This is a genomic window from Archangium violaceum (genome assembly GCF_016859125.1).
GTDB classification, from domain to species: Bacteria; Myxococcota; Myxococcia; order Myxococcales; family Myxococcaceae; genus Archangium; species Archangium violaceum_A.
Genome location: NZ_CP069338.1, coordinates 12382664 through 12405831, shown reverse-complemented (window position 1 = coordinate 12405831; position 23168 = coordinate 12382664). Strand labels below are relative to the sequence as shown.

Sequence of the window (23168 nt, the reverse complement as noted above, 5' to 3'; positions counted from 1 at the left end):
CCGGCCGCGCCTCGGACGCATTGCTACGGCACGCGAGGCCGCTACAGCGCGAGCCTCACCGTCACGGACTGGACCGGCGCTCGGAACGAGGATCAGCTCACCATCACCGTCCGCTGAGAAGGCGGACGGCTGCCGATGGAGGCGTTCGTGATGAGGTTTTCAGGTCTCGTGCTGATGCTGATCTCGCTGTGTGGGGGGGCGGCCTGTCGTGCAACCAGAACCACCGGACCGTCCTGCCCTGACGACGCGCGGGAGGACGACGACACGCTGGAGCAAGGGCTGGCCGTCACTCCCGTCCACCACGTCTTCAACCAGGGGCCGTTGAGGCTCGAGGGCGTGGCGTGCCCCGGGGACGCGGATTGGATTCACTCCCATGCGGACTGCTGCAACCCGGCCGGCGCGGTCGTGCGCTGGGATGCTTCCCGGGGGCCGTTGGAGGTGGAGCTCCTCGACGACAAGGGCGCACCACTTCCGCTCAGCGCGCCCGGCGACATCCTCCAGCGCCAACCGGGTGGGGTGCACCTGCTTCGGGCCGAGCACGGAGGTCCCTTCCTCGTCCGCGTTCGTGCCGGTGGCGAGACGGCGGTGCCGTACTCCGTCGAACTGTCCGCGCCCGTGTTCGTCCGGTAGGCCGGAGGCCGGAAGAAGCGGATCCACCCCCGCCGACCCGGGTGATACGGTCCGGCGCCGCTTCCGTTGTCTCCAACCGAGGGTTTCAAGCCATGACGAACCGTCGACTCATGTCGCACCTGAGCATCTCCTCCCTGGCCGCGCTCCTCTTCCTCGTGGCCTCGCCCGCCCTGGCGCAGAAGACCATTCCGCCCGCGAAGGCTCCCGTCAGCCCGCTCCAGATGGCGGCGAAGAAGCTGGACGACACCACGTACGTGAAGGTGACGTACGGCTCGCCCCGCATCCAGGATCCGAAGTCGGGCCAGAAGCGCGTCATCTTCGGCAAGCTGGTGCCCTATGGCGAGGTGTGGCGCCTGGGCGCGAACGCCGCCACGGAAATCACCACGACCGGCGACATCGAGCTCGCGGGCAAGCGGCTCCCGGCCGGCACCTACGCGCTCTTCGCCATCCCCCAGGCCGACAAGTGGACCTTCATCGTCAGCAAGGACGTCGGTCAGTGGGGCGCCTACAAGTACAACAAGGACAATGACGTCCTGCGCGTGGACGTGCCGGCGAAGAAGATCGCGGACACCTACGAGGCCCTCACGATCGCCTTCAACGAGAAGGGCACCGCGCTGGACTTCTCGTGGGAGAACACGCAGGTCTCCGTGCCCGTGAGCCCGGCCAAGAAGGGCTAGGCGTCGAACGTCAGACGGCCTCGCGCGTCCTCATCGCCTCGGGCTGGGGTGCTTCGGCCCCCGCCGTCAGGAGCTTGGGGGCGCGCGAGAACTCCATCGTGCCATCGTCGACCCTGCCGAAGCGCAGCGTGAAGAGATCGAGCAGGTAGTTCTGGTAGAGCCGCCACGGCCTCTTCGAGCCCTGCTTCGGCATCAGGTCGAGCGCCCGCTGGACGTAGCCCGCCGAGAAGTCGAGGAACGGCCGCTCCTCCACCGAGGGATCCCGGCGCGGCATGCAGGTCGTGGCTCCGTACCGCTCCATGTGGTTGAGCAGCCGGCAGACGTATTCGCTGGTGAGGTCCGCCTTCAGCGTCCACGACGCGTTGGTGTAGCCGAACGTGTAGGCGAGGTTCGGCACGTCACTGAACATCATGGCCTTGTAGCTGAGGCACTTCGACAGATCGCGCCGCTCGCCGTCGATGCTGAACTCGACGTCGCTCAGGAGTTGCAGCTCGAGACCCGTGGCGGTCACGACGATGTCCGCCTCGAGCTGCTGGCCGGAGCGGAGCGCGAGCCCCTTCTCCGTGAACGTCTCGATCTGATCGGTGACGACCGAGGCGCGGCCCCGCTTGAGCGCATCGAACATGTCGGCGTCCGGAACGAGGCAGACACGCTGATCCCACGGGTTGTAGCGCGGCGTGAAGTGGGTGCCGACGTCGTAGTCGTGGCCGAGATGCTCGCGCACCTGGCTGATGAGGAGCTTCTTCACCCGCTCGGGCATCTTCCGCGCCAGCTTGTAGAAGAGCTGGCCGAGCAGCACGTTCTTCCACCGCGTGATTCCATAGGCGAGCTTCGCCGGCAGGATGCGGCGCAACGCATTGGCGATGCGGTCCTCGGCCGGCCGGGAGACGACATAGGTCGGCGAGCGTTGCAGCATGGTGACGTGCGCGGCCTTCCGGGCCATCTCGGGCACGAGGGTGACGGCGGTCGCGCCGCTGCCGATCACGACGACGCGCTTGTTCTCGTAGTCCAGGTCCTCCGGCCAGAACTGCGGATGGACGAGGGTGCCCTGGAAGCGCGCCTCACCGGGGAACTCGGGCCGGTGGCCTTTGGCGTAGTTGTAGTACCCGCTGCACATGAGCAGGAAGTTGCAGGTGATGCGCACGGGCTCCTTGTCGGGACCGCGCAGGGCCTCGACCGTCCAGCGCGCCTCCGCGGATGACCAGGAGGCCTTCTTGACGTGGTGGCCGAAGCGGATGTGCGGGTCGATCCCATACTCGCGCGCCGTCTCACGCACGTAGCGGAGGATCGACGGCCCGTCGGCGATCGCCTTCGCTTCGGTCCACGGCCGGAACGAGTAGCCCAGCGTGTGCATGTCCGAGTCCGAGCGGATTCCCGGATAGCGGAACAGATCCCAGGTTCCGCCGATCGCGTCGCGACCCTCGAGAATCGCGTAGGTCCTGGTCGGGCAGTTGGCCTGCAGGTGATATGCCGCGCCGATGCCGGACAGTCCCGCCCCGACGATGATCACGTCGTAGTGCGCTGCCGGTGTTTCCGTCCGCGCGGCCGAACCGCCAGACGCCTGTTCGACAAGTTCCGTCCGGTAAGCCATTGATGCGATCTCCCGTGCACCGGCATCGGTGACACGACACGTTGTCAAACTGGATCTGACAACGCATCATGTCAACAGGAGTCGTATGGCTACCCCTCCCATGGCTAACCGGCGCTATCGCGGATCCTCGGCCGAGGAGCGTCGAGCCCAACGACGCGAGCAGTTCCTCGAGGCGGCCATCCGGGTCTATGGGGAGCGGGGCTATCGCAGCGCGACGGTGAAGGCCGTCTGCGAGGCGGCCGGGCTGACCGAGCGCTACTTCTACGAGTCGTTCTCCAACAGTGAGGAGTTGCTCGTCGCCTCGTTCCGGGCCGTGACGGACTTCGTCCTGGGTGAGTTGGAGAAGGCGGGGGCCGGGGCTCCGGACCGTCCGGTCGAGCGGGCTCGCGCGATGCTCAGCGCCTATTACGAGGCGCTCAAGAATCATCCCCCGTCGGCGAGGGTGTTCCTCGTCGAGATCTCGGGCGTGAGCCCCGCCGTCGACCAGGTCTTCGAGGCGTTCCTCCGTGCCTTCGGGGAGCTGCTCGCGCGGACGCTCGATCCCCACGGGAAGAGCGGCGCGGCGGGCGAGCCGCTGCTGCGCGCGGGCGTGGTCGGTGGCGTCATCCACATCGCCCTGAGTTGGATCGCGAGCGGTTACTCGCGACCGATTCACGAGGTCGTCGACGCCGCCCTGCGCCTCTGCCTCGTCCTCCGCGGAGATTGAGCCCGCTACTTCAGCACCCCGAGTGCCTCCAGCTTGTCGAAGAGCTCCTCCCGCCGCGGGCGCGGGGGAGGGTGGGCCTCCAGGAAGGACTGGATGGTCTGCACCTCGTCGTAGCGGAAGGTGAAGCCGGTGGCCTGCTGGAAGGCGCGCGCGTCCACCACGATGGGGTACTGCAGGTGGTAGAGCGCTCCGGGGGGCAGCCGTGGCAGCCCGAAGCGGCCGATGAGCTGGCGCAGCACCATCATGGGCAGCGGCACCGGCTGGCGCTGGGCGTGGCGGATGATGACGGACAGCGGCAGCGGCTGCGGTCCCGCCACGTTGAAGACGCCTCGCACGCGCTTGTCCACCGTGAGCGCGATGGCCGCCGCCACGTCGTCCTCGTGCATGAACTGGAAGAGCGGATCATACCCCGCCACCATGGGCACCCGCCGGCCCCTCAGGAAGGTGGCCAGCGTGCCCTGCGCCGAGGGCCCCAGCGTGTAGCTCACGCGCAGCACCGACGTGGTCAGCTCCGGGTAGCGCCACAGCGCCGTGGAGGCGTACAGGTCCGCGGCCACCAGGTCCCCCAGCTCCGGGAAGGAGGCCAGCTCCTTCGGGGGCTCGTCCTCGGTGTGGTACAGCGCCGAGTCCGGTGCCGCTCCGTAGAAGGTGTGCCGGCCCACGAAGATGGCGTGCTTCACCCCGTAGGCGCGGCAGTGCTCGAACACCACGCGCGTGCCGCCCAGGTTGATGCGGTGGCGCTCCTCGCCCTGCACGCGCAGCGACGTCACCGTGGCCATGTGCACCACCGCCTCGGGCCGCCGCGTGCGGAACACGTCCTCCGCCGCCCGCTTGCGCAGGTCCACCTCGTGCACTTCGACATCCGCGGGCGCGTCCTCCCACGGCCGGGTGTCGATGCCCATCACCGTGTGTCCGCTGTCCCGCAGCCGCAACGCCACGCGCTGCGCCACCGCTCCGCCAATACCGAGGATGAGGACCTTCATGGCTCAACGCCCCTCCAGCGCTCGTGCCGGCGCTTCTCGACGATGCCCGCGATGCGCTCCTTCACCTGCTCCACATAGCCCAGGATGACCGAGTCCTCCTCGTTGCCCGTGCCCTCGAAGTGCATCGGCTCGCCATAGTGGATTTCCAGCGGCACGGGGAGGGGCACCGGCAGCACGTAGGGCGTGACGGGCACGTACGGCATTCCGAGCGCCCGGCCCAGGCCGTAGAGGTTGGCGATCGTCGGAATGGCCGCTCCGCCTCCCAGGAAGCCGAACGGGATGATGGGGGTGCGCGTCTTGAGCGCCAGGCGCATGAAGCCCGTGCCGAACTCCACCAGATCATAGCGCTGCGGGTAGAGCTTCGCGGTGCCGCGCGCGCCCTCGGGGAAGATCATCAGCAGCCGGTCCTCCTCCAGGAGGCGTATCGCGTGCTCGGGCAGGCCGGGGAACTGGCCGCAGCGGCTGGCCCACGTGGAGGCCACCGGCATGGCGTTGATGAACTTCTCCGCCATTCCCTGCGCCAGCCGCGGGGGCTCCATCTCCAGGAAGGCCGAGGTGATGACCATGGCCCCGTCCACCGCCACGCCTCCCGAGTGGTTGCCCACCACCATGGCTCTTCCCCGCGCGGGGATGTGTTCGATCCCATGGCAGCGCACCCGGAAGTAGTTCCGGTAGAAGAAGGCCATCACCTCGAAGAAGACGCGCAGGTGCTTCTTGGAGACACCGTAGGGGTCCACCCCATACGCATTGAACGGCAACTCCATCCGCTCCAGCCGCTCCCTCACCGACTCTTCTTGCTTCACGCCTTCTCCCCCTCCGCATCCTGGGGCGACCATCGTGTCAGATTCCGCATGGCCCCGGGGAAATGCGTTGTCTTCCCGCCACGCGCCGCCCTCGCGAGCGGATGTGCACCTCCCGTCACGCGATGCTTTATGTGAAAAGTAATTTTCATTGGATCTGTACGATATCCAGGAATATCAGAACCATCTATAATTGAATGTAATTCAATTTTTCTTGGAATCCGTGGGAGTGAGGAGCGATATGAGGCGGATGATGCGTTTCATGGGCGTTTGGATGGCGCTGGTGCTGGGGTTGGCGCTGGCGTTGCCGGGCACGGCTGGGGCCTGGGGCTCACGAGACGTGAAGGTGGAGCGGCGGGAGTTCCCGGTGCGGCTGTCCGATGGGAACACCTATACGGTGGTGGGCTACCTCTACTACCAGGGCAGCTTGAAGCACCGCCCGGTGCAGATCCTCACGCACGGCATCACCTACAACCACGAGTACTGGGACCTGCCGGAGATCGACGGCCGGGACTACTCGTACGCGCGGTACATGGCCCGCAGGGGCTACGCGGTGCTCGCGGTGGATCTGCCGGGCACGGGTGAGAGCGACAGGCCGGACGGGGACTTCATCAACCTGGCGGAGTCGGCGAGCGCCCTGCACCAGGTGGCGCGGCACCTCCGGGCCACCGCGCCGAGGCACACCTGCGAGAAGCTCATCTACGTGGGGCACTCCAACGGGGCGCTCATCTCCACCTTCGCGCAGGCGCTGTATGGCGACGCGCAGGCCCTGGTGATGACGGGCTGGCTGAACACCCTGCACTCCGTGCCGGTGGACGAGGCGACCATCGGTGCCCTCCTGGCGCAGGGCCCGTACGTCCGCGTCCCGGATGAGCTGCGCACCGCGCTCTTCTACGACGTGGCGAACGCGGACCCGGACGTCATCGCCTACGACAACCAGGTGGCGGACACCGTGACGCGCGGCCAGCTGACGGATCTGCTGACCATGCTGGCCTCGCCGGAGTCCATCCCGGTTGAGCGCATCACCGTGCCCCTGCTGGTGCAGCTGGGGGAGAACGACGTGGTGGCGAACGCGTCCTACGCCCGGAACGAGGCGAGGGCCTACCCCCGCTCCCCCTTCTTGTGGGTGGACACGCTTCCCGACATCGGACACGCCGTCAACGGCCACACCACCCGGCTGCGCAGCTGGGCGGGGATCGAGCTGTTCCTGCGCCTCGTGGTCCGGTGAGGCTCAGGAAGCGGAGGTGAGCTCGCCGAGGATGCGCGCCACCTCCACCGCGGCGGCCTCGGGGCGCAGGCTGGTGTCGGAGATGCCGGCCACCACCCGGGTGATGTTGTGGTCCACCGCGCCCGGACTGGCCCAGACACGGGCCTGGGGCGCGGTGACGTAGGCGGAGAAGCTGTGGTGCCCGGAGCCCGGGCGCTCGCCGATGACGTGGATGAGGGCCCGGGGCCCCTCCAGCGTCGGGTCTCCGAAGAGCAGCTCTCCCGCGCGGTAGCCGGCCCGCACGCGCCCGAGCGTCAGCACGAGGTGCTCGGGAGCCACGCGGTGTCCGGCGGCCTCCAGCCGGGCGCGCAGCGTGGTGAGGAAGGGCCGCAGGTGGCCCTCGTCCATGAGCGAGCGCGCGTCCAGGCCATCCGAGATGACGAGCTGCACGTCATATCGGCCGGCGTGGCGCGCGCGCAGCGCCTCCAGCACGCGCTCGGAGGAGGGCTCCAGCTGCTCGCCCGCGGGTGGGCGGAGGATGTAGTCGCGGCGGGTGGAGACCCGGGTGCGCAGGCGCACGGCGTCGGGGAGGGTCGCGACGAAGTCCGGGGAGAGGTCGGACCAGAGGCCGGCCTTGGCGTCGTCGTAGAGCTGGCGGATCTCCCGCTCGAGCGTGGGCTCCATGTCCCAGGGCTGCGCGCCATGCCCCACCGCGAGGGGCACGCCGCGGGCGTGGACCTCGGCCATCTGCCGCGCGGCCTCGGCGAGCACGTCGGCGTCCGGGCGCGTGTCTCCCTTGTGGCGGCGGTACTGGAGGTACACCCAGGCCGGGTCGCCGAAGTGCTCGGTGGGCTGGCCTTCCGCGTCGATGACACCCAGCCGCTGGAAGAAGGCCCACATCCGGTCATCCACCTTGTAGCCGAACTTCTGGCGCAGCCGGACGTGGTCCTGGAAGGCCGTGGTCAGGTAGCTGAGCATCGGATCATTCCGGGTGGGCAGCGCCATGAGGTAGCCGGGGTTGGCCGGCATGAGCTGCTCCAGGCACCAGCCCAGGTCGTCCAGCGAGACGTCCATGTGCAGGGTGGAGCAGACGTCCAGGCCGATCGTCAGGCCGTGCAGCTTGCCCATGACGATGTCCTCGAGGCAGCAGCGCACCAGCTGCTCGCGGGTGCGGAACACCTCGGGGCCGATGAAGCCGGCCACGTCGTTGACGATGACCCAGGGGGCGGGCTCGGCGACGCCAGCGCGGGCCTGCGCGGCGCCGACGCGCTGCTTGAGGGCGCGCGAGAAGCCGTACTTGCGCGACTCGTGCACCACCATGTCCACGCCAGCGGCATGGCCGTTGGTGGCGTCGGCGCCCTGGCCCGTCTCGAAGTACATGCCCCAGCGCCCGGTGCGCGCGGCGGCGTGGGCCTCCATCTTCTCCAGGGTGACGTCGAAGGTGCGGTTGGCGGCCTCGGTGCTGCCCAGGCTCTGGAACCAGACACCCGTGGTGCCCGGCTGCATGGCCTCCACCACCGCCTGCACGTCCACGTGCGCCAGCACGCAGTGCGGCATCACGTCCTGGAGCCCGAACGTCACCAGAATCTCGTGCAGGGCGGACTCCACGGCGGCCACGGACTCGGGCGCCGAGGACACGGGGTTGGTGCCGAGCACCACGTCCCCCACGGCGAAGCTCCACCCGTTGAAGACCTGCCAGCGGATGTCGTCCGGGTGGTCCGTGGGCGAGTTGGGCTGGATGCGCGCGCCCAGGTAGCCCTTCGCGCCCACCTTGCCGCCGGGCAGCGGATTGAAGACCTTGCGCCCCACCGCGGCGAGCTCCTCGTTGGACATGAGCTTCACGACACAACCGATGGCGTCGCTGCTCAGCCCGTCGATGATGTCGTGGATGTCCTCCTCGCCCGCCGACAGCAGGAAGGCCTTGAGCCCGCCCAGCGTCCAGCTCGCGGTGCGCGCCTGCGCCGACGGCTCGAGCGCCCCCTGCATGTACGAATAGAGCCGCTCCTGGATGAGCGGGTGGGCGTCCAGGTCTCCCAGTCGCGTGCGCGCGAGCAGCTCGCGGGCATTGCGGCGGGACACCTCGTCGGCCGCGGCCACGCCGATGGCCACGTCGCCTTCCTTGAGCTCGTTGGCCGCCCCCACCACCTGCTGGTACAGCCGGGGCTCGAAGCCGCCGCGGACGCGCCGCACGTAGGCGAACACGTCCTCGTCCGGGAGGATGTCGGGGATGGAGACGCGGACCGGGGCGCTCTCGTGGGAACGAGCGGCCTCATGGCCCGCGCCGGAGGGAAGGGAGACGGGGAGCTGCTCGGGGTGCTGCTCCTCGCGGGGCTGCGTCAGGCTTTCCGCCATGGCGAACTCACCTCGTGGGCAGAGGCTAGTGCTGCCCGGAGTACATGTCACGGGGGGGGAGGCCCGGGAGTGGGTCTCCTGTGTGACGCTGGCGTCAAACGCGGCTGCGCACCCGACAATTTCAGCGGGGGCCCGGGGCCTCGGCGTGCAGTCGCTCCAGGAAGAAGGCCACCACCACCAGCGAGTGGGAGATGGCCCCACTTTGGAGCAGCTGCGTCACCGACGAGCGCGGGTGCAGCTCCACGGCGATGTCCTCGCCCTCGTCCTGTTTACCCTCGTGCTGTTTCACGCAGTCGAGCGCCAGGTAGCTGTGACAGACGTTGTTCTGGATGGCGGGGTTGGGGTGCACCTGCCCGAGCCTCACCACGCGGCCCGGCACGTACCCCGTTTCCTCCTCCAACTCGCGCGCGGCGGCCGCCTCGGGGTCCTCTCCGGGCTCCACCATGCCGCCGGGAATCTCCAGCGTCGTCTGCTCGGTGCCGAAGCGGTACTGGCGGATGAGGACGAGCTGCTCGTCCTTCGTCACCGCGATGACGTTCACCCAGTCCGGGCAGTCGATGAGGACGCGCGGGTGCTCGTGGCCGGTGCGCGGGTCCGCCACCACGTCCTGGCGGACCTTGAGGACGCGGTAGTCATGCTCCAGGCCCCGGCGCAGGCGGAGCCACGGTTTGATGGGACTCATCGGCTCAGTTCAACAGAGAGGCGCGCTCGCGCAACTCCCGGGCCGTCAGTTCCAGCCGCTCCCGGTCCGGCGCGTCTGGCGACAGCTCCATGCAGCGCTCCACGTCCTTGAGGGCCGCCCGGTAGGCCCCCAGGTTGGCGAGCAGCGCCGCCCGCGTCCGCAGCTCGCCCGGATGGTTGGGGGCCAGCATCAGCAGCAGGTCCACCACGGCCAGCCCCCGCTCGTAGTCCTCGCGCTCCAGGTACACCCGCCGCAGGTTGGAGAGCATCCGGTAGGTGATGAGCTCCACCGGCGCGGGCGCCAGCATGGACGGCGTGAACTTGAGCTGCGGCGCCACGCGCTCCAGCAGCTCCTTGCAGCCCTCCTCCGTGAGGATTTCTCCCCCGTGGAACGGGTCCACCACCAGCTTGTGGTCCCCGGCGCTGCAGGCCACCAGGAAGTGCCCGGGGAGGGGCACCCCATAGAGGGGAATGCCCGCCCGCCGTGCCACCTCCAGGTACACCACCGAGAGCGTGATGGGCAGGCCCACCTTCCGCTCCAGCACCAGGTCCAGGAAGCTGTTGTCCGGGGCCTGATAGTCGTCCTCGTTGCCGCGGAAGCCCTCGATGTCCGCCAGCACGTGACGCAGCGCGGTGAGGCCCGCCATCACCTCACCATGGCCCGCGTGCCGCTCCATCTCCAGTTGGACCCGGCAGGCGAGGGCATCCAGCGTGTGCAGGCACGCCGCGGCGTCCAGCTCCGGCTGATTGATGGTGGCGATGGCGATGGCCGCCAGGTCCAACCGCGGGGGATCGGCCGCGAGCGCGGACAGGAGGCGTTCGCGGGCGAGCGGCGGACTCAAGGTCGAGGTGATACTCACGGCGGAAGGACTAACCCACGGGAAGGCGGACGGCAAAGGCAGGCAGGCAGTCAGCTCTGGGGAGGTTCGGGGGGCAACAGGCGGCCCTTGATTTCCGCGTTGAGCGCCACCTGCGCGGAGATGAGCCCCGAGAGCAGCCCGTCCTCGAATTCGAAGGTGGGGTGTTCCTTGAGTTTTGGGAAATCATGTGGGTTGCGCAGCTCCTCGGGGGTGATGTTGGGGACCACCTCTCGGGCCAGGCGGAGGACCTTGGCCTGCTGCTGGGAAATCATCCGCTCATAGAGCTTGCCGGCAATCTCCAGCATCTCCAGTCCGCTCTCTTCCGTCATGTGTCTCCTCGCTCACTGCTGGGCGATGTCCCACTTCACCCGGCGCCAGGTGCGCCGGAAGGCCGTCACGTCTCCCTCCACCGCATCCCGCTCCTGCTCGCGTCCGTCGAGGAACGCAACGAAATCCAGCTGCCGCTCCTCGGGGCTGTCGTACTCGGAGTCGAAGAGGCGGACGAACTCGTTGGCGGGCAGGGTACGCCGGCCGGCCACGTCCACCAGCTCCACGCGCACGCCCTTCGTCTCCTGGGAGGGGACGTAGGACTTGTAGACGAGCTCGGTGCACACGAGGGTGGAGTCGGAGAAGAAGTCGAAGTTGAAGTCGTAGGGCCGGCCCTGGAGGTGGAAGGCGCGGGCGATGGCACGGGCCTTGTCCACGGGCCGCAGGCGCGGGCGCATGACGCCGAGGTAGTCCACGCGCATGCCGTGCTCGGGGCCGGTGAAGGACACGCCCTCGCTAATGGATTCGATGATGCGCAGCGCGTCTCCGTGGCTGTCCGGGGTGCCGTAGGCGGCCCACTTGGCGGGGTATTCGCGCGCCAGGTGCTCGGCGAGCGTCTTCGGTGAACCGGGCAGGGTCTCCAGCCAGGCCCGCACCTCGGCGTCGCCGTCGAAGGCGGAGACCCAGTCCTGGGGCGTCCCCACGTACAGCTCGGCATGCGGCCAGAAGCCCGGCAGGCCGATGTTGGAGAGGTACCAGTTCTGCCTCGCCACGATGATGTCGCCCGGCTGCAGGCGGGCCAGCAGGGCGAGTGCCTGCTCGCGCTTGATGAGCGGCTGGCCGATGCGCTTCACCCGGGTGTCGCCCATCCACTCGGCCACCGAGCGCTGCACGGGGAAGACGGCGCGGCTGGTGGCGTCCTTGAGCACGTCCGCGCCGGCCTTGGCGAACAAGGTGGGTCCACGCTCGAGCAGCTTGCCCCGGGCCACCTTGGAGTTCTGCCGCATCTCCTGGATGAGCCACACCGCGCGGCGCACGTTGAGGATGCCCGTCTTCTTCAGCAGGGGCCGGAGCTGCTCGGCGTAGGCGTCCCCCGTCACGAGCTGGGTGGAGGTGGAGACGTGGATGGCCTTCTGCTTGAAGCGGGCGAAGGTGCGCGCGGGCAGGCCGTACTCCTCGGCGGGCTCGTCCAGGATGACCTCGAGCTGCTTGCGGCCGTTGGTGAGCTCCGCGTACGTCAGCCCGTGGGCCAGCTGCGTGGTGAGCGCTCCGTGGGTGAGCAGGAAGCCCCAGGCGTGCTTCGTGTCCTGGGTGCGCTTGGGCATCTCGAGGAAGTCCCAGTAGCGCTGGCGGAGGAGCTCGAGCGCGGCGAAGTAGTCGGAGAAGGCCGCCCAGGTGGTGAGCAGGGTGCGCTTCTCCTCGGGCGTGTAGGGGATGTCCTGCTCGCGCGTGTAGAGGCCACGCGTCTGGGCGATCCGCTCCTGCAGGGCCCGCAGGCCCTGGGCGTGGCGCTCGAGGAGCTCCAGATCCCGAAGGGCCTGGTCCACGAAGGCCCCATCCTCCAGCGAGTAGACACTCGTGGCATCGGCGCCGGGGCCCTCGGCCTCGGTGCTCTGGGGGAGGGGAGTGGGGGTGGCGAACGCGAGCCAGGTGACGAGCAGCGGGGTGGAGAGCATCGGGAGTCCCGAAAGGGGTCTGGGAACCAGCAATCTACCCTGGCCCTGGCCGGTTGGCTGCCCAGGGGACGCGAACGGAGGGGGCATCGCGAGGTGGCCCGCCGGACATTCCATCCCCAGGTTGAAGCCGAAGCCCCGGGAGAGGGAGGCAGGCCCGGGCGGAAAGGCAGAGGACACGATGGCATTCGGATTTGCGGAGAACCCAGCGCTCTCCATCACGCCGCACCTGGACTCCGTGGACTACCCCGCGACCCGCGAGCAGATCGTCGCCGCCGCGGAGGACAACGGCGCCTACATGGACATCATCAACGTCCTCAAGTCGCTGCCGCAGGAGGAGTACCAGTCCCGGGAAGACGTGATGAGGGACCTGGCGGAGGCCGCGCGCCGGTTCGCGCTGGGTGGCCGCCGGTACGACGATGACGGGGTGGATCGGGATCGGCGCAACATCGGCCGGGACCTGGTGGAGAACGCCCCGGACGGGAACCAGCGGCATCCGTAGCGACAAGGGGCTGAGCAACAGGTGAGGCGCTCGCGGGCGCCGGCCAGGGGGGGCCGGTCCTCGTGGGCGTCTGGTGTTTCAATCCCTGTCAGGAGACCGGGCTGGCGGCGACGAGTCGGAGGTACTCGTGCACGGAGCCGGAGGATGGGTGTTGGGTGATCAGCCCGATGTAGCCATCCGGACGGACCAGCACGAGTGCGTTGCCATCGAGGTCGTAGGCCGCACGCGCGTGCCGGTGGCTATCGACGAGCGTGTTCGCGCCGGTGGGTGCTCCCGGTTCGGCAACGGTGTACGCGCGCACGAGCGGACCATACCGGGCGTTGACGTGGGCGACCGTGTCCGCGTGGACCGCGCCGAAGGCCAGCAACGTGAAGTGGGGGCCGCGGAACGTCTCGAACAGTCGCACGGGTGTGCCGGCCGCGTCGTGACAGGGCGCGTCGGGAGCGCGGTCTCCAGCTCGAACGCGTCCATGCGAGTCCCGCTCGTCGCGGGCGAGCCGGCTGTCCCGGTAGTGGAGTCCGAGCTGTTGTGTCTCCTTACCCCGCCGGTGCGCATCCGGCTCTCCCCGGACGGTCTTTTGGTGCAGCTTCGTGCTGATGCCGAGCACGTCCGCGGCGATGGGCAGCCGTTCCTCCTCGTAGCTGTCCAGCAGGGCCCGGGGGGCTCCCGCGAGCACCTGACCGAGCTTCCAGCCGAGGTTGTAGGCGTCCTGGATGCCGGTGTTCAGGCCCTGCCCTCCCTCTGGAGAGTGCACGTGCGCGGCGTCGCCGGCCAGGAACACCCGGCCCACCCGGTACCGATCCACCATGCGGATGTTGACCCGGTACACGGACATCCAGCTCGGGTCGTGAAGCCGCACGTCGGAGCGGCTGGACCCCTCGTCGAAAATCCTCTGGAAGGCGTTCAACGACAGCTCGGGGACGGCGTCCGGGGCGAGCGGCGCCACGAACTGGAAGACGTTCGTGCCGGGCAGTGGGCACATCATGACCCTGGGCGTGCGTGTCTCGGGGTTCACCCAGGCGTGCCAGTGCTCGCGGTCCAGCCCGTCGGCCTGGACGTCGCCGATCAGCATCCGATCCGTCTCGTACGTCTCGCCCGCGAAGCTCACGCCGAGCTGTTTGCGCACGAAGCTGTGCCCGCCGTCGGCGCCGACGAGGTAGCTGGCCCGGACCCGCTCGGTCCTGCCCGCGTGGACGAGCGTGGCGGTCACTCCCTCCTCGTCCTGTTCGAAGCCGGTCAGCTCCGTGGCGAGCTCCACGCGGACGCCATATCCGGCGAGCCGGGTGCGCAAGATCTCCTCCGTCCGCCACTGCGGGATCATCCAGCCGTTGGGGTAGGGCACGTCCGGCATCGGCTCGCGGGGCTCGTGCATGCGACCTTCCCAGACGACCTTCTCCCCGGCGTAGGCGCGCATCAGCGGATACAGCGCGCCCGAGGCCAACACCGCGTCGAGCACCCCGAGATCCTCGAACACCTCCATGCTGCGCGGTTGCAGACCCTTGCCCCGGGAACCGGAGAAGGGCTCCAGCGCCTTCTCGACGAGCCGGCATGCCACGCCACGGCGGGCCAGCTCACACGCGAGCGTGAGTCCCGTCGGCCCGCCACCCACGATGAGAACCGGAACATCCACGTGCTGCTCCATGTGCTTCCTCCTTCGCCAGGGAGGCGAGTTTAACGGCGTTAAGGATGCATTTAACGGCGTTAAGCTGTCAAGCTCCGAGCCGGACCGAGGTGGTGATGGGACTGGATCGCGAGCTCGTGGTGCGCACGGCGCTGCGGGTGCTGAACGAGGAAGGGCTGGAGGGGCTGACGCTGCGGCGGATCGCGCGCGAGCTCGAGGTGCAGGCGCCCGCGCTGTACTGGCACTTCAAGAACAAGGACGAGCTGCTCGACGAGATGGCCACCACGATGCTCAGGGATATGGTGGGGGCGACGAAGCATCCTGGTGCCAGACAGTCCTGGGAGGAGTTCCTGGCCGAGACCGCCCGGGGCCTCCGGCGGATGATGCTCGGTTACCGGGATGGCGCGAAGGTCTTCAGTGGCACGCGCCTCACCGATGAAACGTTGTACGCGGCGATGGACACCATTCTCCGGAAGCTCGTCGACGCCGGGTTCTCGCTTCGCGACGCGGTGTGTGGCTTTTCCACGGTCTACAACTACACGGTGGGGTTCACCATCGAGGAGCAGGCCGTGAATCCGCTGCCGGGCCAACACAACGAGGAGTACGACCCGGAGCGGCGAGCCCAACGAGTCGATGGCAAACGTTTCCCGCTCGCCTTGGCCGCGGGCGAGGAGATGTTCACGAAATTCGATGATCGCTTCGAGCGAGGGCTGAAGTTGATCCTCGGTGGGATGGAGCAGTTGCTCCCGCGTGAGCGGTGAGACTCGCGGGCACCGGCCGCATAGGACCGGTGTTGGTGGGTGCTCGGTTTTCTCTCCTGTGTGAGCTGGATTCACTCGGAGGGTGGGACCTATGCTGTTGCCTCCGAGCGCTTCCCGCGCTCAGGGGGGCCGGGTTGATGAAGCGCGTGCTCGTGATGGCAGGGCTGCTGGTGCTGATGCTCGGGACCGGGTGTCCCGTAGGGGGCGAGGCGGGTGTTCTGCGTCAGGCATTGCTCAGGGACGAAATCAAAAGAATGGTCCGTGGGGGTTGCCAGCCTGCGGCCATCAGGGCCAGGTGTGCTCCTGATGACTACGACGCCTGCATGGAGGTCTGCGTTCAGGAGATGGAAGTGAGGGACTGGCAGTGAGGGGGCGCGCGTGGCCTGTCATCCTGTTGGCCGTTCTGCTGCCGCTTCCTTTGATGTGGGCCTCGAGCAGGCTGCTGGGGGGGGTCCCTGTATCCTCCTCGCGCGAGGAGGGCCGCGGGTTCGTCCCCATCCTCGCGCCAGAGGAGGCGAGACGGCTGCTCTCGTTCGAAAGGACCTGTCAGGGCGATGAGGACTGTGACGACCCACTCGTCTGTCTGCCGGCCCAGCTCATGTTCAGGAGAGCTTGTGTGGCGAGCACCTGTACAACGGATGCGGATTGTAGCGGGGGCCTCTCCTGCCATTCGATTGCGGCGGGCGAGCGCGTGGTGCGCTTGTGTGGTGCTCCAGGTGAGGTCGCGGAGGGGCAGCTTTGCATGGAGTTGCCCCTCCTGCGGAGCCTGGCGTGCGCGCCGGGCCTGGCGTGTACTCACACCAAATGCCGCCGCCCCTGCCAGCCCCAGCAGCCCCGGAGTTGTCCGGAGGGTTTCTACTGCCATGCGGCGGACTCGAAGGGCTCCGTGTGTCTGCCGACCTGCGAGGGGCGCTCCTGCCCCGAGGGGCAACGATGCGTGGCATTGGAGTACGGTGTATCGATTTGCGCGCGGGTCAAGGGAACGGATTGTCAGCTCCATCCCTGCCCGGCGGGCAAGGTCTGCGAAATCGTGGCCCGCGAGTCCCAGAATCGCGTGGGGATGACGTGTCTGCTCTCGTGCGACTCCCAGACGCCAGTGTGTCCCGAAGGCTTCTCGTGCATGGGTGATCGCTGCATCCAGCACTGCGAGTCAGATGAGCCGGGCACCTGCGGGCCGCTGGAAGAATGCGCGGGGGCATCGGAGGGCAAACCCGGATTGTGCCTGTTCGACCTCGACAAGTGAGGCACGTGCCCTGCCCGGCCTGCCTCCCGGAGACACGCGGCGCACGCAGCGCCGCTGTCTCGTCAGGCCCGAACGGAAGGTCTCAGCGCCAGTCCGGCGGGGCCATGTTGACGCGGGGCATGTAGTAGCCCTCGGGTCCCTGCAACACCGTCTCGAAGCGTGGGTCGTTGAGCACCACGCTGCCGGGACTCTTGTCTACACGGGCCGGGTCCACCTTGGCCCCACGCATGGGCAGCCTCGCGTACGTTGGGATGCCGTACTCGTGCAAGCCATCCACGGCCACTCCACAGATGGGATACGAGGTGCCGTCCGGCAGGTACAAACGGTCGAACTGGATGTAGACACGATTGGGGGTCGTCACGGCCTCGCCGGTGATTCTCACGTACAACTCCTGTCCTTTCATGTTCACGAACATGGAGGCGGAGATGGGGCCGGGCTTGAGGTTGAGGGAGCCTCCATCCTCGATGGATTCATCCGATGCTGGAGTGCCGGATTCCGGATCGATGAAGGAACCTTGCTCGTCGGGCACGATGCCCAGCTTGACGGGAGTGGCGCGAGCCTCGGGTGAGCAACTCGCGAGGTATCCGATGGGATCGGGCCGGACGGGAGCGGTGGCACACCCGGCGAGTTGCGCGGCGGCCACTCCCAGCACGCTGGTGAGCAGCACGCACAGGCGTGAGTTTGCCTGGGTCGGGGTAGGGGAAGAGAGGAAGGCTTCGGAGTTGGGAGCGGAGGACACGGACTGCGTTCCTTTGTCGGAATGCACCGGACTGGCCGGCGCGGTGGGCTCCGCACGCCAGCCACCCTCTGGAGGAGTCGCCTGTGCGACGCGGAGGAGCGTCCACCCTATCCCGAGCAACCCCAGCCCGAGTGTCAGCGCGACGAATCGCCGCGTCCGCCTTCCCGCTGGCCCTGTGCGCGCGGGTTGCGGGATCTCCTGGGATGGAGGGGCGGCGGCGGGTTGCTCCGGCTCCTGTGCTTCCTCCCGCGACTCCTCCAGCATGTCCACGTCCGGGAAGAGCGTCCTCAACCCCGTGCATTCGGAAGGCCGCTTCGCGGGAGCCTGCCAGGACTCGGTGTGCCCTTCTTCTCCACGCAGCCGCTCCAGTTCCTCGCGCACGGCGCGGGCGCTTGGGGGCCGGTGTTCAGGGTCCTTCGCCAGGAGCGACAGGGTCAGTGCGCACAGGGAGGTAGGCGCAGTAGGGGCGAGCTGCTGGGGATGCAGGGGGGAGGTGGTGGCGATGGCCACCAGGGATTGCTCCAGCGACAGCCGGGTGCTGAGGGGACGGCAGTTGGTGAGGGTTTCGTATAGCAGGACGCCAATGGCATACAGGTCGGCGGCGGGACGCGCCTCCAGTCGCGAACCCGGGCGCGTGGCGTCGAACAGCACGAAGGCGATGGCCTCGGGAGGCTGGCAGTAGAGGGTTCCGGGAGCCAGCCCTTCCGTCAGGGGGCGCGCCCAGGGCAGGTGCGCCGAGCCGAAGTCGATGAGGAACGGACTGTCATCTCCCTGGCGCACCAGGAGGTTGTCCGCCTTGACGTCCCGGTGGCACACGCCGCGCTCATGCAGTGTCTCCAGCGTCTTCAGGAACTCGCACAGCACGCCCACCGCGCGGTGGAGCGATGCACGTTCGCGCCAGCGCCACACGTGGAACGTACTCCCCGAGACGTAGGGGGTGACGAACCAGGCGTAACCCCTTTCCGGATCGGGCCACCGGCCCCACTCGAGTACTGGCAGCAGGTGGGGGTTGTCGAGGTACTCCAGCGAGGCGACCTCGCGGCGCATCCATGCATCCACCTGGTCCTCATCCTCCGCCGAGGGAGGCCGGGCCGCCATCTTCATCGAGTACTGGCGCCCTCCACGTGCCACCTGGAAGACGAAGGAGAATCCTCCGATACCCAGTTGGCGCACGATGTGGAAGTCCCTCACGCGGTCCCCCGCGCGGAGTTGGTTGGGATGGATGGGCGGGCTCATGGGCGGGTCGGCACTTCCTCCATGGGAAGGCGTTGGTAGGCTCCGGGTGAGTCCTGTCCGTCCAGTGCCAGCTCCAGCCTCGAGGCTCCTTCTGGGAGAAGGTCGGTCACGATGTAGCGCTGACGGATGGGGCTTGCTGTTCCAGAAGTCAGGTGCGCGGGCCATTCCAGGAGGGTTCCATCCGGGAGCGTTGCCCGCAGGCGTGCTTGAACCAGTCTCCAGGGTGGTGCGCCCTTTTTACGGCTGTGCACGGTCACGGTGGCGAAGAAGCGCCGCCCCATCCAGAGCAGGGATTGGACCTGTCCCCGTGACTCCCTTGGATCGGAGTTCACCGTTTCTCGTGGGACGGCGAGCGTTGCGCGGGCATCCGGCGCGGCAAGGAGGTTCCGGGCCATGGACTCCGCCTCCGCCCCATCGTCGGACACCTGTCCGAGCACCACGCGCACCTGTACATCCACCGTGTCGTGCCGGGTGATGAGCACGAAGCGGAGGGGCCTGGCACCGGGCCCGGCCTCCACGATGAGCGGGATCTGTTCACCCTCGGCCAGGTTCGTGGTGGAGATGATGATCAGTGTCTCGTCGTTCATCCGGACGAGCTGGATGCGCTCCTCGTGTGCCGGATGCCTCATGGCTCCGAGCCGCAAGGGGGCCTCGAACCGGACGAGCGTGGCCACTCCGGCGCGAATGTGTAGCTCCAGGGGAGGAACCTCGTCGGGCCTGGCGGGAGCCACGAGCGTGCGCCATTGGAACGCCTGTTCATTGGGCGGGTCCTGCGCGGAAGCCAGGGTGGAGAGCAGCAGCGACAGCAGGAGGAGCCAGGGACCAGGGCGCACGGGGGCCTCGACGAACAGGCGCGCAGGGTAGGGGAGGGCCATCCGAGGGGACAAGCGCAAAACCACTCGCGCGGTCACCCTGCTGGAAATGACTCTGGAGATGGTGCATGGGCTGGAGACGAGCCCCTCCTGGTCGCTCTACCCTCCGTTCAGGTTGGCATGGGCCCGAGGCTCGCTCCCTGATGCTCGCGCCGGGCGTGTCCATGGAAGAGGCATGGACTGTTCCTCCGACGTGGTCGTCCTGGGAGCGGGGGCCTCGGGGCTCGCCGCCGCGGACCGGCTGACCCGCGCGGGCCTGCGCATCGTCGTGCTGGAGGCCCGTGACCGCCCTGGAGGCCGGGTGGACACCGTGCGTGACGCGCTCGATGGCACCCCCCTGGAACTGGGCGCGGAGTTCTTCCACGGCAAGCCCCGCCTCCTCCAGAAACTGGCCCGGAGCGCCCGGGTGAAGGTGGGCACGTGCAACGACTCGCACGCCCTGCTCTGGCGCGGGAGGCTTCGGGACGGAGACGCGGACTTCGACTTCGTGGAAGACCTCGCCAGCGCCGAGCCCCCGGACCGACCCGTGGGCCAGCTGCTCTCCGAGCACGCCCGCTCCGGGCTCTGGTCCGAGCGCAAGGTCCTTCTGGCCCGCGCCTACGTGGAGGGCTTCTACGCGGCCACCGTGGACACGGCCAGCTCGCTCGCCATCGCCCGCATGGAGCGCGCCGCGGAAGCGCTCGGAGGCATCGCGCCCTCTCGCGCGCTCCAGGGGTATGATCGGGTGTTGGCGCCGCTCGTCCGGGGGCTGATGCGCCGGCCCCAGACGCTCTTCTTCAATGCCGTCGCCGAGCAGGTGAGGTGGTCGCCTCGGGGCGTGGAGGTGCGCGCTCGCACGCGCGAGGGCTCTCCTCTTGGCATCTTCCGCGCCCGGCGGGCCGTGGTGTCGCTACCCCTGGGCGTGCTGAAGGCCGCGCCTCCCGAGCCCGGCGCGGTACGGTTCCTCCCTCGCCTTCCGGAGAAGGAGCGTGCGATGGCCCGGCTCGAGATGGGGCCCCTCGTGAAGGTGCTCCTGCGCTTCCGCTCGCCCTTCTGGGAGGAGCGCGAGGACACCCGGCGCCATGGCTTCTTCCATGCCCCACGGCTCTCCATCCCCACCTGGTGGACGCTCTCGCCCCTGCGCTCGCGCTACCTCGTGGGCTGGACGGGTGGCCCCGCCGCCGAGGCGCTCTCCCGGCTTCGCGAGCAGGAGGTGTTCCGGCACGCGGTGGAGTCGCTCGGGCGCATCTTCAAACTCCCCCGGCGCGCGCTCGAGGAGCAGGTCGAGAGCTGGCGGGTCCAGGACTGGCAGCGGGAGCCCTTCAGCCGGGGCGGGTACTGCGTCATTCCGGCCGGGGCCGTGGATGCCATGGATGCCCTGGCCCGGCCCGTTCAGGGCACCCTGTTCTTCGCCGGCGAGGCCACCCACCTCGAGGGCGAGGAGGGCACCGTCCATGGCGCGCTCGCGACCGGGCTTCGCGCGGCTCGCGAGCTCCTGGGGAACGAAGCGCTCGCGAGCAGGGGTGCTTTCTGACAGCGTGCGCGGACGTCATGCGACTCCTTCGTTCGTGCTCCCTGGTGCTCCTCGTGGCCTCGGCCACCGCGTGCAGCCGCAAGGTCCTTCCTCCGGTGCCCGAGCCGACCACGCCTCGTCCTCTTCGGCTCGAGTTCCGGCCCCCCGAGGACTCGCTCCTCACGGAGACGGTGAAGAGCACCCTGCGACGCAGTGGCGCTCCGGGTTCGCAGGAGGCGGCGCTGACGACCGTCACGCGCTTCACGCGCGAGCAGGGCGGCTGGCTCCTCACGCAGCGGGTGACGGAGGCGCGCTACTCGCTGAACGGGGCTCCGGTGGAGACGCTGGTGGATGATGTCCTCACGCGCTTCGTCCTTCGCGTGCGGCTCGCGGCGGATGGCGCCTACGTGGAGGTGGTGGAGCCGGAGGCCGCGCTGGCGGCGCTCGAGGCGGTGGCTCCGCCTGGCCAGGACGTCTCCCTCCTGGAGGACTTCTTCGCTCCGGACGCGCTGGAGGCGCGCACGCGCGGCGAGTGGGAGGTGGCGTACGGGGGCATCTACGGGGGGACGTTGGCTCCCGGGCAACGCAGCTACGCGGTGGGCACGGTGCGCCTGGGCGGGCACGAGGTGGCGTATCTGCTGGAGCGCACCTTCCATGGCACGCGGCCCACCGAGCAGGGCGAGGCGCTGGTGTTCACGCTGCGCTGCCTGGAGGCGCCGGGAGAAGAGGCCTCCCAGGAGGTGCGCGAGACGCTGGTCATGGCGGGGAACCCGACGCTGACGCCAGGGGTTGAGTGTGAGGGAGAACAGTTGCTCGGGAGGGGCCGCTTCCTGCCGGTGCGGCGCGAGCTCACCCTGAAGGCGACGTTGGACGGAGAGACCTGGACGTGGGCGACGCGGTCGGCGCTGGAGTCGCCGCGCGCGCCCGAGGAGGAGCGGCGATGAGCTACGAGCAGAACCTCATCAGCGACGAGGCGGGCATCCGCGCGGTGGTGCAGGGCAGCAGGCGCGTGGCGGTGCTGGGCATCAAGACGGAGCAGCAGGACGGCCAGCCGGCCTTCTACGTGCCGCGGTACCTGGCCGACGCGGGCGTGGACGTGGTACCGGTGCCCGTCTACTACCCGGACGTGACGCACATCCTCGGCAGGCCGGTGTTCCGGCGGCTGGTGGACATCCCGGGGGAGATCGATCTGGTGGACGTGTTCCGGCGGCCACGGGACATCGACCAGCACGTGGACGACATCCTCGCCAAGAAGCCGAAGGCGGTGTGGTTCCAGTCGGGCATCCGCAACGACGCGGCGGCCCGGCGGCTGGCCGAGGCGGGCATCAAGGTGGTGCAGGACCGCTGCCTGATGGTGGACCACCGGCGCTACGGACGCTGAACGCCCCTCATTTGAATCAGGCCTCCTCGAAGGGGACGGGAGGCCGGGCCATGGCGCGCTCGGCGCTGAGCTTCGCCTGGTGCAGCGCATCGAAGCCGCGCTCCATCTGCGTCGGGGACACCGGCGGCAGGTTGGACACCACCACGTAGACGGGGAAGCCGCGCTCCCTGAGCAGTGAGAGCTGCAGCCGGAAGTGATCGTGCCGCAGCGCCGCCGAGCCCGCGGCGATGCCCTGGGCATACGCCATGGGGCCGCCGAGCATCTTGCGCGTACGGCTCGGCAGGTAGTGCACGAGGATGGCGTCGAGGTCCTTGCCGAAGGCGCTCTCCCTCATGAAAAGCGCGGGCGCCTTGTCCACCAGTCCGCCGTCCCAGTACAGGTCGCGGCCCAGGCGCACCGCTCGGAACAGGCCCGGGTAGGCGCACGTGGCGTGCACCCGGGGCGCCAGCTCGCCCGAGGTGAAGATCTCGTGCGTCCCCTGCGAGAGGTTGGCGCTCGCGAGCAGCAGCGGGTACGGCAGCTCCTCGAAGCTCTGCACCGGCAGCGTCCGCTCCAGCAGCTTGCGGAAGCGCTCGCCCTTGAGCAGGCCCGTGGCCCCATGGCCATCACCGGGGAACCCGTTCATCACCGCCCCGATGGGGTCCGGATCCCAGAAGGCCTGCCGCGTCTGCTTGAGGACCAGCTCCTCGATGAAGGGCACGCTCGCTCCCGCGGCGGCGTACGCGGCGACCAGGCCCCCGGCGCTCGTCCCGGCATACGCGGTGGGCTTCAGGCCCGTGGCCGCCAGCCCCTTGAGGAAGCCGGCGTGTCCGTAGAAGCCGAAGTACCCGGCGGAGAGGACGAGTCCGAAACGTTTGCCTTCGAGAAGTTGGCGCAGGGAGGGAGCGGGCATGT

22 protein-coding genes and 1 pseudogene are annotated in these 23168 nt (G+C 68.8%); 11 read left to right on the top strand and 12 right to left on the bottom strand.

Translation table 11 applies throughout. The annotated features are described in order from the left end of the window. Window positions 1–60: 60 nt before the first annotated feature. The 3 genes and pseudogenes from JQX13_RS56735 to JQX13_RS52360 all read left to right on the top strand — a co-directional run. A pseudogene (locus JQX13_RS56735) lies at window positions 61–117 on the top strand (hypothetical protein); the annotation flags it as partial. Window positions 118–150: 33 nt separating this feature from the next. Next, window positions 151–630, top strand: coding sequence for a hypothetical protein (locus JQX13_RS52365; RefSeq protein ID WP_203406836.1), 480 nt, complete (start codon window positions 151–153; stop codon window positions 628–630). Window positions 631–722: 92 nt separating this feature from the next. After that, entirely contained in the window at window positions 723–1307 is a 585-nt protein-coding gene (locus JQX13_RS52360) for a DUF2911 domain-containing protein (protein WP_203406835.1), read from the top strand. A gap of 10 nt (window positions 1308–1317) precedes the next feature. On the opposite strand, the gene JQX13_RS52355 is transcribed toward JQX13_RS52360, so the two are convergent. Then, window positions 1318–2898, bottom strand: coding sequence for a flavin-containing monooxygenase (locus JQX13_RS52355; protein WP_203406834.1), 1581 nt, complete (start codon window positions 2896–2898; stop codon window positions 1318–1320). A gap of 85 nt (window positions 2899–2983) precedes the next feature. Here JQX13_RS52355 and JQX13_RS52350 point away from each other — a divergent pair, with 85 nt between their 5' ends. Continuing rightward, on the top strand, window positions 2984–3604 hold the full coding sequence (locus tag JQX13_RS52350) for a TetR/AcrR family transcriptional regulator (RefSeq protein ID WP_239014397.1): 621 nt from the start codon (window positions 2984–2986) through the stop codon (window positions 3602–3604). Between the two features lie 5 nt (window positions 3605–3609). Here JQX13_RS52350 and JQX13_RS52345 read toward each other — a convergent pair whose 3' ends face one another. Beyond that, complete coding sequence (locus JQX13_RS52345) at window positions 3610–4587, bottom strand: SDR family oxidoreductase (protein WP_203406833.1); 978 nt, start codon at window positions 4585–4587, stop codon at window positions 3610–3612. Beyond that, the gene (locus tag JQX13_RS52340; protein ID WP_203412613.1) at window positions 4584–5351 is read right to left on the bottom strand and encodes a lysophospholipid acyltransferase family protein; all 768 of its coding nucleotides are present in this window, start codon (window positions 5349–5351) and stop codon (window positions 4584–4586) included. Before JQX13_RS52340 ends, JQX13_RS52345 begins: the two co-directional genes overlap by 4 nt. Window positions 5352–5637: 286 nt before the next feature. Here JQX13_RS52340 and JQX13_RS52335 point away from each other — a divergent pair, with 286 nt between their 5' ends. Beyond that, window positions 5638–6615 carry an alpha/beta hydrolase gene (locus JQX13_RS52335; protein WP_203406832.1) on the top strand — a complete coding sequence of 326 codons (978 nt, stop codon included), beginning with the start codon at window positions 5638–5640 and terminating at the stop codon, window positions 6613–6615. 3 nt (window positions 6616–6618) lie between these two features. Here the strand turns inward: JQX13_RS52335 and eutB are convergent, their stop codons facing one another. The 5 genes from eutB to JQX13_RS52310 form a co-directional block, all read right to left on the bottom strand. Continuing rightward, window positions 6619–8946, bottom strand: coding sequence for an ethanolamine ammonia-lyase subunit EutB (eutB, locus tag JQX13_RS52330; protein ID WP_203406831.1), 2328 nt, complete (start codon window positions 8944–8946; stop codon window positions 6619–6621). 121 nt (window positions 8947–9067) lie between these two features. Next, a complete protein-coding gene (locus tag JQX13_RS52325) occupies window positions 9068–9628 on the bottom strand; it encodes an NUDIX hydrolase (protein ID WP_203406830.1) in 561 nt (186 codons plus the stop codon). Window positions 9629–9632: 4 nt separating this feature from the next. Then, window positions 9633–10487: a SirB1 family protein gene (locus JQX13_RS52320; RefSeq protein ID WP_203406829.1), complete on the bottom strand. Its 855-nt coding sequence runs from the start codon at window positions 10485–10487 to the stop codon at window positions 9633–9635. 50 nt (window positions 10488–10537) lie between these two features. Next, window positions 10538–10816, bottom strand: coding sequence for a hypothetical protein (locus tag JQX13_RS52315; RefSeq protein WP_203406828.1), 279 nt, complete (start codon window positions 10814–10816; stop codon window positions 10538–10540). Window positions 10817–10828: 12 nt separating this feature from the next. Further along, the gene (locus JQX13_RS52310; RefSeq protein ID WP_203406827.1) at window positions 10829–12430 is read right to left on the bottom strand and encodes a YiiX/YebB-like N1pC/P60 family cysteine hydrolase; all 1602 of its coding nucleotides are present in this window, start codon (window positions 12428–12430) and stop codon (window positions 10829–10831) included. Window positions 12431–12608: 178 nt separating this feature from the next. Between JQX13_RS52310 and JQX13_RS52305 the strand changes: the two genes are divergently transcribed. After that, on the top strand, window positions 12609–12929 hold the full coding sequence (locus JQX13_RS52305; RefSeq protein ID WP_203406826.1) for a DUF2795 domain-containing protein: 321 nt from the start codon (window positions 12609–12611) through the stop codon (window positions 12927–12929). 88 nt (window positions 12930–13017) lie between these two features. Here the strand turns inward: JQX13_RS52305 and JQX13_RS52300 are convergent, their stop codons facing one another. Continuing rightward, a complete protein-coding gene (locus JQX13_RS52300) occupies window positions 13018–14571 on the bottom strand; it encodes an FAD-dependent oxidoreductase (protein WP_203406825.1) in 1554 nt (517 codons plus the stop codon). Between the two features lie 95 nt (window positions 14572–14666). On the opposite strand from JQX13_RS52300, the gene JQX13_RS52295 reads away from it, so the two are divergent. Together JQX13_RS52295 and JQX13_RS52290 are read left to right on the top strand one after the other, a co-directional pair. Further along, the gene (locus JQX13_RS52295; RefSeq protein ID WP_203406824.1) at window positions 14667–15311 is read left to right on the top strand and encodes a TetR/AcrR family transcriptional regulator C-terminal domain-containing protein; all 645 of its coding nucleotides are present in this window, start codon (window positions 14667–14669) and stop codon (window positions 15309–15311) included. Window positions 15312–15448: 137 nt separating this feature from the next. Beyond that, window positions 15449–15679 (top strand): hypothetical protein, encoded by a 231-nt coding sequence (locus JQX13_RS52290; RefSeq protein ID WP_203406823.1) that lies wholly within the window; start codon window positions 15449–15451, stop codon window positions 15677–15679. 957 nt (window positions 15680–16636) lie between these two features. On the opposite strand, the gene JQX13_RS52285 is transcribed toward JQX13_RS52290, so the two are convergent. Both JQX13_RS52285 and JQX13_RS52280 read right to left on the bottom strand, forming a co-directional pair. Next, the gene (locus tag JQX13_RS52285; protein ID WP_203406822.1) at window positions 16637–18529 is read right to left on the bottom strand and encodes a protein kinase domain-containing protein; all 1893 of its coding nucleotides are present in this window, start codon (window positions 18527–18529) and stop codon (window positions 16637–16639) included. Further along, on the bottom strand, window positions 18526–19362 hold the full coding sequence (locus JQX13_RS52280; protein WP_203406821.1) for a DUF2381 family protein: 837 nt from the start codon (window positions 19360–19362) through the stop codon (window positions 18526–18528). Before JQX13_RS52280 ends, JQX13_RS52285 begins: the two co-directional genes overlap by 4 nt. Before the next feature lie 214 nt (window positions 19363–19576). Between JQX13_RS52280 and JQX13_RS52275 the strand changes: the two genes are divergently transcribed. The 3 genes from JQX13_RS52275 to JQX13_RS52265 are packed head-to-tail and all read left to right on the top strand — an operon-like array spanning window position 19577 to window position 22274. Beyond that, the gene (locus tag JQX13_RS52275) at window positions 19577–20914 is read left to right on the top strand and encodes a flavin monoamine oxidase family protein (RefSeq protein WP_203406820.1); all 1338 of its coding nucleotides are present in this window, start codon (window positions 19577–19579) and stop codon (window positions 20912–20914) included. Between the two features lie 17 nt (window positions 20915–20931). Continuing rightward, window positions 20932–21837 (top strand): hypothetical protein, encoded by a 906-nt coding sequence (locus tag JQX13_RS52270; protein ID WP_203406819.1) that lies wholly within the window; start codon window positions 20932–20934, stop codon window positions 21835–21837. Continuing rightward, window positions 21834–22274, top strand: a complete 441-nt coding sequence (locus JQX13_RS52265) for a CoA-binding protein (protein ID WP_203406818.1) — start codon at window positions 21834–21836, stop codon at window positions 22272–22274. Before JQX13_RS52270 ends, JQX13_RS52265 begins: the two co-directional genes overlap by 4 nt. Window positions 22275–22290: 16 nt before the next feature. Here the strand turns inward: JQX13_RS52265 and JQX13_RS52260 are convergent, their stop codons facing one another. Next, window positions 22291–23166 (bottom strand): patatin-like phospholipase family protein, encoded by an 876-nt coding sequence (locus JQX13_RS52260; protein WP_203406817.1) that lies wholly within the window; start codon window positions 23164–23166, stop codon window positions 22291–22293. Between the last annotated feature and the right edge of the window lie 2 nt (window positions 23167–23168).